This window comes from Frankia sp. AgKG'84/4 (genome assembly GCF_023242965.2).
In the GTDB taxonomy this organism is placed as follows: domain Bacteria; phylum Actinomycetota; class Actinomycetes; order Frankiales; family Frankiaceae; genus Frankia.
In genome coordinates this window covers 1-2900 of sequence record NZ_JALKFU020000629.1, presented here as the reverse complement: position 1 = coordinate 2900, position 2900 = coordinate 1, and the positions used below count along the sequence as shown (strand labels likewise).

At 74.2% G+C, this 2900-nt stretch carries 2 protein-coding genes; one reads left to right on the top strand and one right to left on the bottom strand.

Going from position 1 to position 2900, the window contains the following annotated elements; genetic code table 11:
- The coding region (eccCa, locus tag MXD58_RS24250; protein ID WP_250609999.1) for a type VII secretion protein EccCa at positions 1-2323 on the bottom strand (2323 nt) is incomplete at its 3' end.
- A gap of 99 nt (positions 2324-2422) precedes the next feature.
- On the opposite strand from eccCa, the gene eccD reads away from it, so the two are divergent.
- A partial coding sequence (gene eccD, locus MXD58_RS24245; protein ID WP_250609998.1) for a type VII secretion integral membrane protein EccD occupies positions 2423-2900 on the top strand: 478 nt, incomplete at its 3' end.

The window sequence follows — 2900 nt, the reverse complement described above, 5'->3', positions numbered from 1 at the left end:
GCCACACCCGGTGCGCCGGCGGCCCCTGGTCGACGAGCCGACCAACGAGCACCTCCATGACGGTGGTGGCCGCCGCGGCCCGCTCGTCCGCCTCGGCCTGCGCCGCGGCCTCGTCTGCGTCGGCGCCGGGGGAGCCGGCGGGCGCGACGATCGGCGCCGGCGCGGTGTCATACGGCAGGACCTGGCCGGCGATGACCTCCTGGCGGATCCGGGCCGAGCGCAGCCGGTAGGGGCCGGAGACGTACGCCGCCTTGAACCGGGTGATCGTCGCGACGTCGGAGCGCAGGTAGCCGTTGCCGGGCGCGGCGGGCAGCTCGTAGGCGTCCGGCACGCCGATCACCGACCGTGACTCCATCGCGGAGAACGTCCGCAGGCTGATCCGGTAGGACAGGTGTCCTTCGAGCTGGTGGATGCGGCCGTCGTCGAGGCGCTGCGAGGCGAGCAGCAGGTGCACGGCCAGCGACCGGCCGAGCCGGCCGATCATCACGAACAGCTCGATGAAGTCGGTGTGCGCGGCGATCAGCTCGCTGAACTCGTCGACGACGACGAACAGCGTCGGCAGCGGCGCGAGCGGCGCGCCCTGCGTGCGGGCGGCCTCGTAGTCGCGTACCGAGCTGAACCCGCCGGCGGCACGCAGCAGTTCCTGGCGGCGCACCAGCTCGCCGCGCAGCGCGTCACGCATCCGGTCGACGAGGGAGGCCTCGTCGGCGAGGTTCGTGATCGTCGCGGAGACGTGCGGGAGCCGGTCGAGGCCGGCGAACGTCGCGCCGCCCTTGAAGTCGACGAGCACGAAGTTCAACGTCTCCGACGAGTGCGTCACCGCCAGCGCCAGCACCAGGGTGCGCAGCAGCTCGCTCTTACCGGAGCCGGTGGCGCCGATGAGCATGCCGTGCGGGCCCATCCCGTCCTCGGCGGACTCCTTGATGTCCACGTCGATGGGGGAGCCGTCGGCGGCGACACCGATGGGCACCCGCAGCCGCGCGGCGCCGGTACGCGCCGCCCAGCCGGGGCGCGGGTCGAACCGTTCCAGGTCGCCGAGGCCGAGCAGTTCGGGCAGGTCGAGGTTCGCGACGAGGCCCTCGCCGGCCTTCTCGCCGATCGCGCCGGCGCCGTGGCGGGCGAGCACCCGGGCCAGGGCCGCGATCCGGGTCACGGAGAGCCGGTCGGGGGCGGCCAGGCGGGTGCGCACCACCCGGCCGACCCGGTCGTGCTCGACGGTGTGCACCTGCTCGGCGGTGATGTCCAGGCGCAGTGCCTGGCGCGGATTGCCGCCGTCGTGGCCGTCGAAGTCGACGAGCACGGCGTTGCGGTAACCGGAGACGAGGAACCGGGAGCCGGGCTGGATGCGCCCGCCGTCGTTGACGACGACGACGAACGGCTCGGCGCGCGAGGGCGCCGCGCCGGTCTCGAACCGGGCCCGTTCCCGGAACTCCCGCCCGAGGAGCCGTTCGACGTCCTCCAGCGACTCGCCGACGAGGCGCACCGGGCCGGCGGCGTCGGTGTCCGCGGGATGCTGGGCGTGCGGCAGCCACTTCACCCACGACCATGCCTCGCGGCGCGCCGCCGTCGCGGACACGGCGATCTGCAGCTCGTCGGGGGCGTGGAAGGCGACGAGCTGGGCGATCAGCGCGCGGGCCAGCGCCAGGGCGGGTTCGCGCGCCCCGTCGAGGCGGATGTGCGCGAAGCCGCGCACGAACAGGGCGACGGGCTGGTGCGGGATCGTCGTGTAGGCGCGGGTGAACCGGCGCAGCGCCTTCGCGCAGACGGGTTCGAGGTCCTCCACCGGGCTGGACTGCAGCGGGGTGATCCGCACGGCGAGGCGTTGCGCGCCGGTGCCGAGGCGGACCTCGCCGAAGTCCGGATGGGTCGGGCGGCGCTCCCACAGCCGGCTGGTCAGCGCGAGTGACCACAGTGACTCCGGGTCGGGGTGGCGCCAGGCCAGCGCGTCGCGCTGCTTCTCGGCGTAGCGGCGGACCTGCCGGCGGGTCTGGGAGAGGTAGCGCAGGTAGTCGCGGCGCTCCCCGCCGAGTTTCTGCCGGCGGTTGCCGGACTGGCCCAGCATCTGCCCGGCGCCCATCCCGGCCATGCCCACGCCCATCATCGCCATCATGATCAGCCCGGCCGGTCCGCCGTGCGCCGCGCCGCCGACGAAGTAGAACATCATCCCGCAGGACATCAGCAGCCCCGGGACCACCATCACCAGAGTGCGCATGCCGCCGGAGGTGACCTCGGGCACGGTCGGCGGCTCCTGCAGGGTGATGTCCCCGTGCGGCATCTCCGGTCCGGTGCGGCGGGCGGGGCGGCGGAACGGCACGGTGGACATGTCCCCTACACGCCTGCGCCGTGCACGCCGGACTGCCTCCCTAATGTGATGTGAGTCACTGCCCTGAACGGATCTGTCGGGCCGGTGCGTGCGGGGGTTATGGCAGGCAGCAACACGGCGCAGGTGTGCCGGCTCCTCGTCGTCGGACCGACGAGCCGCGTCGACCTGTCCGTGCCCACCCACGTGCCGCTCGCCGACCTGATGCCGGCGATGCTGCGCAGCCTGGGCCCGGACCTCGCCGACCGCGGCCTGGAACACTCCGGCTGGGTCGTGCAGCGCCTCGGCGAGCCGCCGCTGGACGAGGACCTCTGCGTCGCCGACCACGACCTGCTCGACGGCGACGCGGTGCACCTGCGCCCCCGCTCCGACCAGATCCCGCCGCTGGACTTCGACGACCTCATCGACGGTGTCGCCACCGGCATGCGGGCCCGCTCCGGCCGGTGGCGCCTACGCACGAACCGCGCCGCCGCCATGGTCGTGCTGGCCCTGCTGCTGCTCGCCAGCCTCGCCATGCCGCTGCTACGCGCCGGGGACCCGGCCGCGGCGGCCGCCCGGGACTGGGCGGCGGGCGTTCCAC